The sequence below is a fragment of the Ruegeria sp. HKCCD6426 genome (genome assembly GCF_057221115.1).
This window is the reverse complement of the sequence record NZ_JBWVBF010000001.1, coordinates 575613-589788: the sequence shown is the minus strand read 5'-3', so window position 1 is coordinate 589788 and position 14176 is coordinate 575613. Positions and strand designations below refer to the sequence as shown.

At 55.5% G+C, this 14176-nt stretch carries 9 protein-coding genes and 1 pseudogene; 1 reads left to right on the top strand and 9 read right to left on the bottom strand.

What is annotated here, in order from left to right:
* Positions 1-26: 26 nt before the first annotated feature.
* Positions 27-1583 (bottom strand): trimethylamine methyltransferase family protein, encoded by a 1557-nt coding sequence (locus tag AC2TDA_RS02930; protein WP_480878767.1) that lies wholly within the window; start codon positions 1581-1583, stop codon positions 27-29.
* Positions 1584-1922: 339 nt separating this feature from the next.
* Between AC2TDA_RS02930 and AC2TDA_RS02925 the strand changes: the two genes are divergently transcribed.
* The gene (locus AC2TDA_RS02925) at positions 1923-4313 is read left to right on the top strand and encodes a fatty acid cis/trans isomerase (RefSeq protein WP_480878766.1); all 2391 of its coding nucleotides are present in this window, start codon (positions 1923-1925) and stop codon (positions 4311-4313) included.
* A 96-nt stretch (positions 4314-4409) separates the two neighbouring features.
* Here the strand turns inward: AC2TDA_RS02925 and AC2TDA_RS02920 are convergent, their stop codons facing one another.
* From AC2TDA_RS02920 to AC2TDA_RS02885, 8 genes and pseudogenes are all read right to left on the bottom strand, one after another.
* On the bottom strand, positions 4410-4817 hold the full coding sequence (locus tag AC2TDA_RS02920) for a universal stress protein (RefSeq protein ID WP_480878765.1): 408 nt from the start codon (positions 4815-4817) through the stop codon (positions 4410-4412).
* 122 nt (positions 4818-4939) lie between these two features.
* Positions 4940-6454, bottom strand: a complete 1515-nt coding sequence (locus tag AC2TDA_RS02915; protein WP_480878764.1) for a malonate--CoA ligase — start codon at positions 6452-6454, stop codon at positions 4940-4942.
* Between the two features lie 5 nt (positions 6455-6459).
* Positions 6460-7032 (bottom strand): annotated as a pseudogene (locus AC2TDA_RS02910) (malonyl-CoA decarboxylase domain-containing protein); the annotation flags it as partial.
* Positions 7033-7036: 4 nt separating this feature from the next.
* Entirely contained in the window at positions 7037-8605 is a 1569-nt protein-coding gene (locus AC2TDA_RS02905; protein WP_480846572.1) for a trimethylamine methyltransferase family protein, read from the bottom strand.
* A gap of 25 nt (positions 8606-8630) precedes the next feature.
* Positions 8631-9830 carry an aromatic ring-hydroxylating oxygenase subunit alpha gene (locus tag AC2TDA_RS02900; RefSeq protein WP_480878763.1) on the bottom strand — a complete coding sequence of 400 codons (1200 nt, stop codon included), beginning with the start codon at positions 9828-9830 and terminating at the stop codon, positions 8631-8633.
* Positions 9831-9838: 8 nt separating this feature from the next.
* On the bottom strand, positions 9839-11905 hold the full coding sequence (locus tag AC2TDA_RS02895) for an oxidoreductase (RefSeq protein WP_480878762.1): 2067 nt from the start codon (positions 11903-11905) through the stop codon (positions 9839-9841).
* A gap of 92 nt (positions 11906-11997) precedes the next feature.
* The gene (locus AC2TDA_RS02890; protein WP_480846568.1) at positions 11998-13053 is read right to left on the bottom strand and encodes an ABC transporter substrate-binding protein; all 1056 of its coding nucleotides are present in this window, start codon (positions 13051-13053) and stop codon (positions 11998-12000) included.
* A gap of 18 nt (positions 13054-13071) precedes the next feature.
* On the bottom strand, positions 13072-14172 hold the full coding sequence (locus tag AC2TDA_RS02885; protein ID WP_480878761.1) for an ABC transporter ATP-binding protein: 1101 nt from the start codon (positions 14170-14172) through the stop codon (positions 13072-13074).
* Positions 14173-14176 lie beyond the last annotated feature (4 nt).

The window sequence follows — 14176 nt, the reverse complement described above, 5'->3', positions numbered from 1 at the left end:
CTTGGGCAGGCAAGTTCGGGGAGGGATCAGTAGTTCTGGTTCAGCTCATCTGCCGCTGGGATTTCTCGCTCACGGCGAGCGATATAGTCCAGCAATGCTTCGTCTTTGGCTTCATCCAGTTTCGGCTCTTCATACTCGGCCAGTAGCTTGCGCGCGTGTTTCAGAGCACGTTCGGTTATCTCCACTTCGCCTTCGGCTACCCATTGCTCAATCGAGTTGTTGTCGAACAGTTCGGGCATAAAAAACGCTTCCTGGAAATTTTCCTGCGTGTGCGGATGACCCAGATAGTGACCACCCGGCCCGACATCAGGTACCGCCGAAAGGGCCTGATCGAAATCATGCCATTTCGGACCCTCGGCCATGCGGTAAGCCATCGCGCATTGCTCTGCATCAACAATGAATTTGGCGACCGAGCAATGCATACCGGCCTCGTTCCATCCCGCGCTGTGCCAAATATAGTTCGCTCCGGCATGGACCACTGCCTGCAACGTTGTGGCGGATTCGTACCCGGCTTGGGCGTCGAAGGTCTTGGCCCCGCCCAACGTGTTCGACGTCCGCCACGGTACACCGTAATGCCGCGCCATCTGACCGATCATGAAGTTCATCAGGCTGATCTCGGGCGTGCCCGCCATCGGCGCACCGGATTTCATCGACACGGTCGACAAATAGTGGCCGTAAATCGCAGGCGCTCCCTTGCGGATAACCTGTGTGTAGGCCAGCGCCGACAGCGCCTCGGCGTTCAACTGCGCCACGGTTGCGGGTACCGATGCAGGCGTGTTTGCGCCGCCCAATACGAAGGGCGAGCACAGGACCGGCTGATTGCGACGACAAAAAGCACGCATCGCACCCAGCATGGTCTCATCCCAGACCAAAGGTGAGTTACCATTGCAGTTGCCGGTGGTGACCGGATGGGTTTCCAGAAACTCCTCGCCGAACAGAATGGCGCACATGTCCAACACATCCTCGGCGTTCTTGGGCGAAGTCGTCATGCCCATAAACGTCTTGTCCGAGTATTTCATCGACGAATAGGTAATGCGCAAATGCCGCTGGCTGATCGGGTGATCATAGGGCTCAACAATATGGTGCGCCGAACTGTGCAGCGCGGGCATCATATGCGCCAGTTTGTGGAACATCGCCAAATCGTCAAGCATCGGATTGCGGCGTACATTTTCCAGATCCCGCAGGAACGGGGCGCCGGTCATCGGCACGAAAATCGAGTGCTTTCCGCCCAGACGGACATTCTTTTTCGGATCGCGGGCATGATAGGTGAAATCCGACGGGATCGTGGCAATCAATTCCCGCACAAGACCGCGATCCAGATACACAAGTTCACCGTCTACCTTGGCACCCGCCTTTTTCCAGTCCTCCAGCGCGATCGGGTCGCGAAACTGAACGCCGACATTCTCAAGAATATCCATCGAGGCACTGTCGATACGTTCAACCTGGCTGCCATCCATCACCTCGCAATACGGAATATTGCGGGTAAGACCGGGCAACATGTCGAATTTAGGTGCCGTCCGGATCGCGCGACGGGCAGACCGACCACCGGCGCGGGTTCTGATTGCAGGGGCTGAACTATTCATTTTCAATGTCTCCTTCACCAAGCATTTTTCCCAAATTCAGGACGTGCCACATGCAGGAATGCGAAAAGCTGTTGCAGAAAGCGACTTCGCCAGAATAGCGGTCAGCGAATTGCCCGAAACCTATCCCAACGGTAGCGTATGGCCGTCTGCGCCGGTCGCCGGCACCCGCCACCCAAGCGCTTCCGGGTCGCCCCGGAATTGGCCATGGGCGCAAAGAATGAGGACAACTGCAAATGAGTGGTCTACAAAAAAGACTAAGCTACGCTCAAACGAGCCTAATGGCGCAGTTTCGCCCGGCTCCGATGCGTGTGCCCAGAGTTTGCTGGCCAGGGGTCATAGATGCTGAATGCTCGAACGATTCGTGTTTTTGCGGTCTTAACGGGTTTCGCCGTTATGCTACTCGTTTCAGGCGAAACCTCGGCGCAGTCGAGTTCTGTTCCCGCTGAATCGAACGCGGCGGCGGCGATCACGTCACCGTCGGACGAGGGTTGGGCCAGCGTGAAAAGGATCTTGGATAATCGCTGCGTCGTCTGCCACAGTTGCTATGATGCGCCGTGCCAATTGAAACTGACATCGCCTGACGGCTTGTTGCGCGGCGGCAGCAAGGCAGCCATCTACCACACTGAACGATTGTCAGATGCACAGCCTACCAGACTTGGGATTGACGCTCATACAGTGCCCGAATGGAGGGGCCTTGGGTTTCATCCGGTTACCCAGTATTCCGCGATGCCTGCAGACACATCGACATTACTTGAAAAAACCCTCGTACTCGGCCGTGAAAATGGGCTGACAGCCGACGCACCAATCCCAAAAGAACTCGGGCTTGCGCTTGATCGACCGCTGGTCTGCCCTTCGCCGGACGAGTTCGACGCCTTTCGCACGAACCATCCGCTTGCGGGCATGCCCTATGCGACGGCTCCGCTTGATGACAAAGAGTATCAAGTGCTCATGTCCTGGTTGGGCAGCGGCGCATTACCGTCTTCGACGCCTTCCGAAATCCCAGACGAGATCAGGCAACAGATCAAAGAATGGGAGGCATTCCTGAACAGGCGGGATATGCGTAGCCAGCTGATGAGCCGGTACATCTACGAGCACCTGTTTCTCGCCCGAATTCACTTTCAAGAAGACTCCCCCAGACGGTTCTTTCAACTTGTACGTTCTTCAACGCCGCAAGGCGAAGAGATCGACATTATCGCGACGCGGCGCCCTTTTGATGACCCAGGAAGTATTCCGTTCTTCTACCGGCTGCTGCTGATTGACGAGACAATCGTGCACAAGGAGCATCTGGTCTATCAGTTTGGGCCGGATCGGATGGCGCGGTTTCAGGAGTTGTTTCTGGAACCCGAGTGGACGCTGGTAGACCTGCCATCCTACGGGGACGCGGATGGCGGTAGCCCCTTCAGCACCTTTGCCGAGATGCCTGCACGCAGCCGCTATCAATTTCTTTTAGACGACGCGCTGTTCTTCGTACGCAGCTTCATCCGTGGCCCGGTCTGCCATGGTCAGACCGCGGTCGACGTAATCGAAGATCGTTTCTGGGTCAGTTTTCTTGCTCCGGATGCTGATCTTTCGGTCACAGACCCAAGTTATCTGGAAGAAGGCGCCGCTTATCTTGAGCTGCCGGTCTCCCAGGTCGACCGGGGATTATTGGGTGATTTGCAAACGTTTTCGCACAAGAACCAGATTCTATACCTGAACTTTCGGGACGCGCGGTATCGGAGCAGTCCGGCGCACGAAACCGGATTTGGATATAGCGCGATTTGGGATGGCGACGGCACTAATCCAAACGCGCTGATCACCGTTTTTCGCCATTTCGACAATGCCTCTGCCATGACCGGATTTCACGGTGGCATTCCCGAAACCGCCTGGGTCATCGACTATCCGATATTCGAACGCATCTACTATGACCTGGTGGCGGGCTACGATGTCTTTGGCCGTGTCGAGCATCAGCTTGCGACACGGTTGTACATGGATGAACTGCGTATGGAGAGTGAGGATTCGTTCCTGACATTTATGCCGCGGGAAGTCCGGCAGGAGATGCACCAAAACTGGTACAAAGGCTTTCTTGCCGGCATTCATACCTATTGGCACCAGCGCCGCGTCGATGACAGTTTTCCGTCAGCCATCGACTTCGCAACGACCACCCCAAAACAGGAGTTTTTACTCAACCTGCTGGAACGCGGGAATGAGCTATGGCCAATAGCCGACCCAATCAACAGATGTGCAACAGAAAACTGCCCACAATCAAATCACGGTGACATTGAACCGATGCTGCGTGAACTTGCAGACCAGAGGGGAGATTGGGTGAAATTTCTGCCGGACCTGTCTGTTCTTATGATAAAAAAAGACGACGGCACCACCGAGGTCTACTCACTCGCGCACGACAAGGCCCACAAGAATGTGGCCTTTCTGTTCGACGAAGCGGCACGCCGCGAGCCGCAATCAGATGTTCTAACAATCATTCCCGGGCTGTTCGGGAGCTATCCAAATTTCTATTTCGTAATCCGGCAGAACCAACTGAGTGCATTCATTGGCGACTTGAAATCCATGCAGTCGCAAAAAGACTGGATGGGCGTTGTAGCGAAATATGGCGTGCGCAGAACAAGCCCCGAATTCTGGACCATCAGCGATCAAATCCACACGATCTTTTTCCAGAACCTTCCAATTCAGGCAGGGATTTTGGACCTCAACAGGTACAAGGACCCTAAATCAGACGACGAGCCGAACTGACCCAAAACGGGCATCAAATCCAGAAACATCCCATTGCGCGACCGTGAAACGTCGCCGCTTCATTCGCACGTTATACCAAATGCCTACACCACCCACTTACCTGACGACATGAACAGCACAATGTGCGTACCGCACGACGCGAGCAGCTGTAGACCCCAGCAGGCAGTCTTGAAGACCCGGCCGATGGCTCGCGATCACAATGCAATCGGCGTTGCGTGACACGGCAAAGTCCAGAATTCCCCGAGCCGTATGTCCCTCGACTATTTCGATCCGGGCGTTCGCCAATCCGTTCAACGAAGGAGCCAGTTTCTCCGAAACCACGGCTTTGGCGTGCTCCAGATGCCTCTCTGGCAACAGGTCACTGGTATATTGAGGCGGATGTTCGACAACGTGCAATAGCGTGATGTTCCCATCTGCCAGACAGAGCGCTTGGGTAACTATAACTGCGCTTTCTGCATCGCGATCTGAATCAGAAGAAACCGGAACCAGGATGTTCTGGTACATATCTCAAACTCCTGAAAAAGAGAAAAATCAACGACTTGCAGATGTATCGACTGCATCTTCAGCCGTTGAAGAGTAACCCACAGCATTGTTCGGGAGAGAGGCCGTGGGACGAGGAGTGTCATTTATGCGGTCACGAACCTGTCCTTAAACTGGTCGCGCAACACATTCTTTTGAACCTTGCCCATGGTGTTGCGAGGTAGCTCATCCAGCACGATGAGATCGCGGGGATGCTTGAACCGTGCGAGGCTGTCGCGCACGGCGACCATAATAGCATCCAGATCGGGCGTCTGGCCCGCCTCGGAAACGATCACGCCCAGTACCGTTTCACCAAAATCAGAATGCGGCACTCCAACCACTGCGCTTTCCAGAACGCCCGGCTGGTCATCCAACACCAGTTCGATTTCTTTGGGATAGATGTTGTAGCCGCCAGAAATAATCAAATCCTTGTTGCGACCGACAATGTGGACGTAGCCATCGTCGTCAATCCGACCCAGATCGCCAGTGATGAAGAAGCCATATTCGCGCAATTCGGCGGCGGTTTTCTCCGGCATCTGCCAATAGCCTTTGAACACGTTCGGACCGCGCACTTCGATCTCGCCGATCTCGCCTTGCGGCAAGGCGTTGCCGTCGGAATCGCAGACCTGCAGCTCGATCCCAGGTAGCGGAAAGCCCACCGTGCCTGCACGCCGTTCCCCGTCATAAGGGTTCGAGGTGTTCATGTTGGTTTCGGTCATGCCGTATCGTTCCAGAATACGGTGACCTGTACGACCTTCAAACTGCACGTGGGTTTCAGCCAGCAAGGGTGCAGACCCCGAAACAAACAGGCGCATATGGGCGACCAGTTCTCTTGTAAAACGCGTGTCATCCAGCAGTCGGGTATAGAATGTGGGCACACCCATCATCGCCGTCGCATGGGACATATGACTGATGACCTCATCCAAATCGAATTTGGGCATGAAAACGATGCAGCTGCCCGCGACCAAACTGACATTTGTAGCCACAAAAAGTCCGTGAGTATGAAAGATCGGCAGCGCGTGCAGCAGCACGTCGTCGGATGTGAAACGCCATTCTTCAACCAGCGTTTTCGCATTTGACAGCAGATTGTTCTGGGTCAGCATCGCCCCCTTTGAGCGCCCTGTGGTGCCGGAAGTATAAAGAAACGCTGCCAGATCATCACCATCGCGATCCACCGTGTCGTAGCTATTAGGCATGGCTGCGGCCCGGTCCATCAGGCTGCCGGACCCGTCGGCATTCAGGGTTTCCACCTTGGCGCCCAATTGCGCGCCCACCAAGGCCAGTTTCTCTTCGTTCTTGGCGTCACAGACGATCAGGGACGAGCCGCTGTTTTCGATGAAATAAGTTAGCTCCTCCACCGTATAAGCCGTGTTGAGTGGCAGAAACACCAGACCGGCCTGCGCACAAGCAGCATAGAGCGCCAGTGCCTCGGGTGATTTTTCCACCTGCGCGGCGACCCGGTCACCAGGCTTCAAACCCAACTGCGTGGCCACATGCGCAATCTGAGCGGCCGTACTCAGGAAATCCTGATGGGTAATGATTGTCCTGTCGAGCAGGTGCAAAAAAGGTGTGTCTCTACCAGCATGGATACCGAACAAACCGTCATAGAGAGGATTGGCCATAAGGGTTACCTTTCTTGTGTCGTGGTAAGAGTTGCAGAAGTCGCAATGGATTTGACCTCGGGTGAGGAAATCACCTCACGTGTGGTGGCAAACTGTTCGTGGTTCTGACCGACACGGGCAAGATCATACAGATAGTTGACCATGGTGCCACCGAACTGCGCCCGGCCCTTTTCAGATGTGTCTGCGTCGGCATGAACCGCATGAACCAGCGCGCCGTTACCCAAGTCGAACCGAGCCACTGGATCAAAGGGCATGTTGCCCCTGCCCTTGGCGTTCAGCAGGTAATGCGCCGCCAGAGCCCTAACCTGATCAGGCTTTTCGATATCCCATTCATAGCCCTCCTGAGACAGCCACTTGGTCAGACCCGGAATGGGCGACAAGGTGACGAAAGTCTTCAGCCCCGACAGCTCGGCTGCCAGATCCGAGGCCACTTGTTTGATCAGCGAGTTGCCAAACGAAATGCTGGCCAGACCGGCCTGACAGTTGGAAATGGAATAGAATACCGCCGTATCAGCCTGTTCCGCTGGCATTGGGTCACGATCTTCGGCCAGCAATGCCTGTACCGAACCCGGAATGCCGCACTCACATTGGACGCATCGCTTCTGGTAGTAATTTGATCGGAAATCTGGAGCGAACTTCTTCGTCCAGCTTGCTGCCAAAATAGTTCGGGTAGTGGTTGGACAAAATATCGTCCACGATTACACGGCTCCGTTCAAACATGTCCTGACGTCCGGCCTTTTCCCAAGTGTCGGTCAACTCCCGATCCATGAGCGTCGGGTAGACATACTCCGTTTCCATGAATTGCAGCGTCTGCGCGTTGCCGAGGAAATGTCCGGGATCGATCGCGCAATCATGGATCACGTCAACCGACAGAGTCTCGTCGCTGACCTCAATACCGCGAAGCGTTCGAGAGATCATGCCAGCTGCTTCATTGTCGATGACCATCGATTCAAAACTACACCCCATCAGGCTTCCAACCATCCCACCGAATTCGCAGAGCCGATTGGCCCCGGCATGAGCGGCTAACGCGTAGGTAAGTGCCTTTTCCAACCCGTATTGCGCATCGGGGATTTTGGAATCCGTCATGCCGCACCCGACGCTGGTCGGCAGATTGTAGAAATTGCCCATCTGAATGGCGGCCGCTGAAATCAGTGCCTGTTCACCACTTCCGCCTGTAAACGACCCGGTGCGCAAATCGGTGATAAAGGGCCACGCGGCGAAGACGACGGGCGTGCCGGGATTGATCAGGTTTGCGATCGCTACACATGAAAGGGTCTCGGCCACCGCCTGTGCCAATGTTCCGGCCAACGGCGCAGGTGACGTCGCACCAGCCTGCGGTGGTACGGCGAGGTCGCAAACAAGCCCGAGCTTTGCAGTATCGATCAGGATTTCCAGGTTTTCCCGCCCGAACCTGAGCGGTGAAACAATAGGACAGCCGCCAAAGATGACAGACGGCTTTTCAAGGAACTTACCCTCGCCACCTGACGCGAGATCAAATATTTGGATCGCGTCCTGAATGTGCTCACGGGTTCGGAATGTCAGGCAGGACGGTTTCTCACTGCCCGCCAGAATGGCGTAGAGCATGCTCATATCATGCTCATAATCCTGCGGTACATCCGTCGCCAGAACTGTATCTCCGGTCATATGAATGTTGTCGAGCCGGTCAACCAGACGGGTGAAATCGTAGATGTCCTTGAGCGTTGACGGCCTGTAGCTACGGGTTTGCGCGTCGAGTGTGGTTACAGCTGTACCGGAATTTGCGTAATACACCTTGTCCTTGGTGCAGTGCATATCATCCTTGCCTGCGCGCGATCCGCGCGCGTGCACGTAGAACTCGCTGGCCGCTTTGGCCAACAGGTCCTCCATCAACGCCCGGGGAAAACAAAGCCTGCCATGTTCATTCAATATCGCCCCTTTGGGTAGCACGAGATCAAGGACCTCCTGCGTGGGGTCTCCGATGCCCGTGCGTTCCAGAATGCTAAGCGCGGCTTCGTGAATGCGTGCCATGTCCGCGTCGGATAGAGGCTTGTATCGTCCACCCGGAATACCTGGCCAGATTGCCTTCGAGGCTGCGTTGCTGGTCCGCACCGCTGCCCGCGCTTCACGTCCGCCCCCGCGCCGCCTTGTTCTGCGCTGAGTTAACTCTGTCATGTTCGTTCTCCGAATTTTCAGCGTGTCAGATCATGCTGAAGTAATTGCGATAGAAGCCAGGAAGGCTCCACTCCATTTCAGACAGCGGTCCCGGTACGAAACGGTGGGAATTCACGCCTTCCTGATTGTGCCGGATGATCCTCTCGTCATCGAGCGATGTGACATGCCAGAGCCACGTCAGGGCATCCTTGTCATAGTCGCGCCCCTCTTCAGCATCCCCGCGCACATACCAGACGATCTGAATATCCGTCTCCTGCAAATCTCGCGGTACAAACCGGTATCCGACCATATGATCAGCGTAGACGAGGAAGTAGTTCAGCGTACCGATCCCCAGATCCGTGGCCCCGCCATCATGATCGCTCAACTCACCGAGAGGCGCCGCCAGAGGAGAGCCATCCCGGCTGCCAGTCATATAACCAGGGAACAGCGGGTAACGCCGCCAGTAGACATCGGCACCGGGCGCAACAGCGTTGTCACCGGTCAGATCCAGTTCTTCCAGCGGAAGGCCAACTGCCTCCATCCGTTCGTGCAGTGCCCCGCTGAACTCCAGAACCTGCGCAGGATCTTTCAGGGAATGGCTGCGCGAATAATCCTGATGGGACGGTGCGCAGTGATAGCATTCCAAATAGTTTTCCAGCGCCAGTTTCCAGTTCGCCGGAACAGGATACGACGCCTCATGTGCAACCCTCAGGTTTTCAAACTCGAACGGCTTTGACAGCGGCGCCAGATTGTTCAGCGCCGCGTCGAGCGGTGGAGCGTCTTCCGAAACGCAGATGAATATCAGGCCCTGAAAGATCTTCACCTGAACCGGGAACAGGCCGTATTCACCGGGGTCAAAATCCGCACCCATAGACCGCCCGTTTCGAAGCTTGCCGTTCAGGTCAAAGGTCCAGGCGTGATAGGGGCAGATGAAGGTTCGCGCCTTGCCTTTCCGTTCAAGGCAAACACGAGATCCCCGGTGGCGGCAAACGTTCAAATGTGCACGAACTTCGCCTTCGCGATCACGCACGACAATCACAGACTCAGGGCCATAATCGAATAGGAAATAGTCGCCCGGCTCAGCGATTTGGCTTACATGTCCGACCCAGATCCAGTTCCGGTTCCAGAACTTACGAATATCATTCTCATAAACTGCCTGAGACGTATAGAAATGGCGTGGCAACGCGAACCCTTCACGCTGCGCTTCCATCAAGTCGCGCATCACTTGCAAGTCATCTTTGGGCATGGCGCACCTCATACAGTTTCAAGGGAAATGAGTTCCCGACGGAACAATTCGCGGTCGATTTCGGCTGCATCACGTTCGAAATTCCGAGCGGCCATGTGACCGGAATAAACCGCGTCAGCGATCAAGCCGGGGTTTGCAGCATCGCCGATTACCTCCAGTTTCGTCAGAGGGCTTTCGGTCAGACCACGAAGCTCATCATAGAGTGCGGTCTCTCGCATTCGTTGCGTCACCAATAGTACCGAGGCGCACTCAATGACTTGAGTTTGGCTCGTGTACGCGCACTGCACCTTCGCTCGGCCGGATCCTGCGCTGGCCAAGGTGTGAGACAGGATCAATCGAACGCCTTTTTCCAGAAGGCTGCGCTGTACTCGGGTTTGTTCCAGGGTCAGTTCAGTGAACGGTGAAACCATCGAAGCAGGCGTCACAAACAGGACTTCCCGACCGGCCTGGGCCAAGTGATCTGCCAGAACTCCGCCAAGGTAAGCCTGGTCATCATCGTAAACCATGACCGGACCACCTTCGGGTAATGAACCCGACATAATGTCGTCCGGAGTCAAAACTTTTGTGCCCTCTTCCAACGTGATGCCACCAAAGGCAGACTTTCCGCGACCGTCCCTCCTCCATCTGGCGCCGGTTGCCAGAAAGACATTTGGCACGCCCAACTCAACAACTTCGTTGGCCGACAGCCTGCTATCGGTAAACAGCTGAACGTTGCCACGCTGTTGCAGGTCATAGATTCTGTGATCGGCAACCCGCTTCCAGGCAGACAACCCGGTCAAACCGGATTCCTGAGCAACGCGCCCGCCCAGATCAGGGCAACCTTCGGCAAGGGTCACTTCGTATCCCCGACGTGCCAATTGCATGGCACATTCCAACCCAGCGGGCCCGCCGCCGACAACAAGGGCAGAGTCTTCTTTCTTGCGGCTTTCGATGATCTCGGGGTGCCAGCCACGACGCCATTCCTCGCCCATCGTCGGGTTCTGCGTGCACCGAATTGGAATACCCAAAGAGTCGGATGAGACGCAGATGTTACAGCCGATACACTCTCGAATTTCCTCGATGCGACCGTCTTTGATTTTGTTAGGCAAAAACGGGTCCGCTATCGATGGTCGGGCCGCTCCGATGAAATCAAGCACACCCTTTCTGACCAGTGAGGCCATCAAATCCGGTGAAGTAAAACGTCCTACGCCCACTACCGGCTTGGTGGTAACCTGTTTGACGAACTCTATATACGCGGTCTGGAACCCGTCGCGCGGTTCAAAACGGGTCGTTGCCGAGTCGTTGCTCCAATCGGCAACGTTTACGTCCCAAAGATCAGGAAGTTCCGCCAGCAATTCGACAACCGCACGACCTTCCTCCTGTGCCTGCATCCCGTCGGAACCCAACATTTCATCAACCGCGAACCGCAGGGCCACGGCGCAGTCGTCTCCGACTTCTTCTTTGGTTTCTTCCAAAAGCTCCCGGGTAAGCCGCACTCGGTTCTCCAACGAGCCGCCATATTCATCGGTTCGGTCGTTGAACTGAGGCAACAGAAAATGATGCGACAAAGTCATGTGATGCCCGGCATAGACATACACAATGTCGAAGCCAGCCTCGCGTGAGCGTCGCGCGGCGGCGCGGTGCCACTTGCGGAACTCGCGAATGTCCGTCTTGTCCATCGCTCTGGCCTGCTTTGGGTATGCAGTTTGCAGGGCCAGTTCCGAAGGGGCCAACAATGGCGCGCGGCTTAGGTGGTTTTGGGCATGATGGCCATTGTGCGCCAACTCTATGGCTGCCAGCGATCCTTTTGCATGAACCGCCTCTGTCATCAGGCGCAGCGCCGGAATGTCCCGCTCGTCCCAGAGCCGGTTCTCGGCAAAGGGGGATAAGTCGGAAGTGGGATGAATCTCGGTTTCTTGATTTGATACGACGGCCCAACCGCCCTCGGCTTTTATCGCCCGCATTGCGGCTTCGGCCTGAGGCCGCAAATGCCCCATGCCGTTACAGTGCGGCACCTGATAGAACCGGTTTCGGGCCGTAACAGGCCCAATTTTCACAGGTTCGAAGAGAACAGAGTATCCGTCAGCGCCTGACATTGCCGCGCATCCTCCAGAAAAATTGGAATTGGTCGTTGGGAATGAGAGGGCTATTTCAACCCACGCATTCCCGCCTTTTTTGATTGATGTACTTAGAAGCCCGCCTTGATGCGCTCGAACTCCTTCAGCATCTTGGCTTCAAGCTCGGGGTTCACCGCATCGAAGAACAAGCTGCCGTCAAAGAAGCTGTCCACATCCGCAAAGCCATAAGTTTCGATCAGCTCTGGATCTGCCTGTGCGAACGCATCCTCGTTGGCATGGGCGTAACCCCAGCTTTCGATGATGTATTTGCCACTTGCGGCTGAACTCAGTGCATTCAGCATGTCGTAGACCTGCTCATCCGACTGCTTGGCAGATTTCAGATGCACGTACCCACAAACCCATGTGGCAATTCCCTTGTCCACGTCCCGCATCATGACCGCTGGTGTTTCGTTCCAGATCAGGTTCAGTTCGGACTGGTTCCAGCCCCAGCCTAGTGTCACCTCACCGCTGGCGATTGCCTGGTCGAGCTGACCGGCGTCCGACCAGTAGAAGCGCACATTCGGATGGATCGCGCGCAGGTAATCAGCGGCCTTCTGGAATTCTTCGTCGCTCATATCCGTATAGCTGGAAGCCCCGGTTGCCAAAGCGGCCATCGCAAACGCGCTAGATGCGGCATCCGGAACTGCAACTTTGCCCTGATGCGCTGGATCCGCCAGCATTTGCAGCGAGACATCATCTGCCGAGATCATGTCGGTTCGATAAATCAGGCCGGTGTTGCCCCACTCAAATGGCACCATATAGGTCTGACCATCGATCGTGATGCCATCGACCTCTTTGATCTTGGGCATCAGCTTGTCCCAATTCTCCAGCTTGCTGGTGTCGATCGGCTTGATCAGGTCCGCCGCAACCCATTTTCTCAGGGCGTCGGTGCAGGGATGAGCCAGATCCGCTTCGAAACCGGACTGCAGCTTGGTAAACGCCTCTTCCACGCTGCCGAAATAGGTATAGCTGGGCGGACCGCCGTGTTTTTCGACGTAATCGCCGTAAAACCCCTGATCCTCGTAACCAGACCAGTCGAAAACAGTCAGGTCGGCCGCATTCGCAAGCGCATGGCTTGCCGTAAAGGTGGCGATCACTGCCGCCATAAATGGTGTTGCTTTATTCATTTCTTTCCTCCCACAAATTCATGATTCACGTTTACCCAGATCAATCACCGAGGCGTTCTGAACGCCCAGCCAGACGGTGTCGCCGCGGCTGTGATCGACCGTGTGAAAGTAGTTTGGGACGGCGACCGAGATACTGTTCGCCAGACCGTCTATGCGGACATAGTAGTGGACGCTCTCACCATAAAAGGCGACGTCCGACACCTGACCCTGGACATAGGCGTCATACCCTTCCGGCTTCTCCGCCGCGATTTCCAACTGTTCGGGTCGAATTCCGACCAGCAGTTTTTTGTCATGCACCGGAACGTTGGGATTCACCCCAATCGACAGTTTCCCGAACCCCTGAACATCAACGTCAATTGTGTCGGGATTGTCGGATATGACATCGGCATTCAGGAAGTTCATTCCGCCGATAAAGGATGCAACCTCGCGGTTACAGGGCTGGGAATACAGAACCTCGGGCTTGTCGACCTGCTTTAGCTGACCGGCAAACATCACACCAATGCGGTCTGACATAGTCATCGCCTCATATTGGTCGTGCGTAACCATGACGAAGGTAATACCAAGTTTTTGTTGAAGACGGCGCATTTCCAACTGCATCGCTTCGCGCAGGTTCTTGTCGAGAGCGGACAGAGGTTCATCCAACAGCAGTACCTTCGGACGCATGACGAGCGCGCGGGCCAGAGCCACGCGCTGCCGCTGCCCGCCCGACAGCTCATTGGCCTTGCGATCCTGTAAGCCGCTGAGTTCCACCATATCCAGAGCTTCAGCAATGCGTTCCTTGATCTCTTTCCGCGACAGCTTGGTCTTCCGCAGACCAAACCCGACGTTGTCGCCAACATTCAGATGCGGAAAGATCGCGTAGCTTTGAAATACCATATTGGTGGGGCGCTTGTTTGCCGGCACATCGCCCATCGTGCGCCCGTCAATCCGGATTTCACCCTCTTCGTGATCCTGGAAACCCGCGATGATGCGCAAGGCCGTTGTCTTTCCACAACCGGACGGCCCGAGCAGCGAAAAGAACTCACCCTCTTTCAAGCTGAGGTTCAGGTCGGACACAGCTACGAAGGTCCCAAAGCGTTTTTCCACGCCCTGAATTTCGATGATGTTCTGTTCGCTCATCTTA